Origin of the sequence: Protofrankia sp. Cr1 (assembly GCF_963555865.1) — a bacterium.
In the GTDB taxonomy this organism is placed as follows: domain Bacteria; phylum Actinomycetota; class Actinomycetes; order Frankiales; family Frankiaceae; genus Protofrankia.
The window spans coordinates 52,167-54,017 of record NZ_CAUVXO010000004.1 but is presented as its reverse complement, the minus strand read 5'-3'; the positions used below and the strand labels follow the sequence as shown (position 1 = coordinate 54,017).

Sequence of the window (1,851 nt, the reverse complement as noted above, 5' to 3'; positions counted from 1 at the left end):
CGCGTTCGCGCCGAGAGTGGTCCGGTTGTCGTTCGGCGCGGCCAACATCGCCTCGACCCATTCGGTTCGGAACAGGCCGCGGGCCTTGGCGACCGGATCGGTGAGCGACTCGCGCACCCGGTCCAGGTAGGAGCCGGACAGATGCCGGATCGCCGGGACCGGGAAATAGCCCTTGGGCCGGTCGATGACCGCAGCCGGCATGATCGGGCGGCCGATGGCCTTGAGCACTCCCTTGCCGCCCGACGCGAGCTTCAGCTCGGGCGGACAGGCCGCCGCGAGCTCGACGAGCTCGTGATCGAGGAACGGGGTGCGCGCCTCCAGACCGGCAGCCATGGTCATATTGTCAACCCGCTTGACGGGATCTTCCACCAGCATGACCGTGGAGTCGATGCGCAGCGCCGCGTCCAGCGCGCTGGACGCACCGGGCTCGGCGAAGTGGGAGGCGACGAACGCCGCGCTGACGTCGGTGTCAAGGAGATAGTCCGGCTCGACCATGGCTTCGATCGCGCTGTGCGACCGGTCCGCGAACACCCGTAGGTAGTCCTCGACCGCCTCATCGCGTCCAACCCGGGCCAGTGGCGGGTACCAGGAGTAGCCGGCGAACACCTCGTCCGCGCCCTGCCCGGACTGCACGACCTTCAGGTGGCAGGCGACCTCCTGCGACAGCAGGTGGAAGGCGACGCAGTCGTGGCTGACCATCGGCTCGCTCATCGCCTCGACGGTCGCCTCGATCGCGGGCAGCAGCCGATCACCGGCGACCCGAATCTGGTGATGGTCGGTGCCGAAGTGGTTCGCGATGACGTCGGAGTACGCGAACTCGTCACCGGACTCGCCGCCGGCCGCCTCGAAGCCGACGCTGAAGGTCGCGAGGTCGTGCTGCCCGGCCTCGGCCAGCAGGGCCACGATGAGGCTGGAGTCAAGCCCCCCGGACAGGAGTACGCCGACCCCGACGTCTGCGACCATGCGCCGGCGCACCGCGGTGCGCAGCCGTTCGCCGATCGCGTCCCGCCAGTCCGACGCCGACCAGCCCTCATACGCCGGGTCGCGGGCGAAACCCGGCTGCCAGTAGCGTTCGTCGGTGGTCGAACCGTCCGCTTCGATGATCCGAACCGTGGCCGCCGGCAGTTTGCGCACGGCTGCGAGGATCGTGCGCGGCGCCGGCACGACCGAATGGAACGACAGATAGTGATGCAGCGCAACCCGATCGATGTCGCCGCTTATCCCGCCGCCGGCGAGCAGCGCGGGCAACGTCGAGGCAAAGCGGACGCGCGTCGCGTCCGCCGTGACGTACAGCGGCTTGATGCCCAGACGGTCACGGCCGAGGATGACGCGGCCGGTGTCACGCTCATGGATGGCGAAGGCGAACATCCCGGCGAAGTGGTCTACACACCGGCTGCCCCACCGATGGTATGCCTTACCGATCACCTCAGTGTCCGATGCCGAGAAGAAACGGTAGCCAGCAGTGATGAGCTCGTCACGCAGTTCGCGGTAGTTGTAGATGCAGCCGTTGAAGACCGTCGTGAGGCCGAGCTCGCTGTCGACCATCGGCTGCGCACCGCGCTCCGAGAGATCGATGATCTTCAGGCGACGGTGACCGAACGCGACCGGTCCAGACGCCCACACGCCGCTGCCGTCCGGGCCGCGCGGTCGCATCCGGTCGGCCATCCTGACCACCGCGTCCACATCGGCCGCAGCGCCGTCAAACCGCAGCTCCCCGCTCAGACCGCACATGTTCGCTCCCTGTCGGTCGCTTCATCGGCTTCCTCGACGGCGTGGCTACCACCATCTGTGCCCGGCGTTTCCAGCAGATGACGCCACCGTTGCGAGCAGGAAGGCCCTGGCGCAGTGCCC

The 1,851-nt window shown here is 68.4% G+C and carries 1 protein-coding gene; it reads right to left on the bottom strand.

Annotated elements, in window-relative coordinates; all coding sequences use genetic code 11:
- Positions 1-1,731, bottom strand: a 1,731-nt coding sequence (locus U9980_RS01315) for an N-acetylglutaminylglutamine amidotransferase (RefSeq protein ID WP_322766329.1), incomplete at its 3' end; no start/stop codon positions are given.
- Positions 1,732-1,851 lie beyond the last annotated feature (120 nt).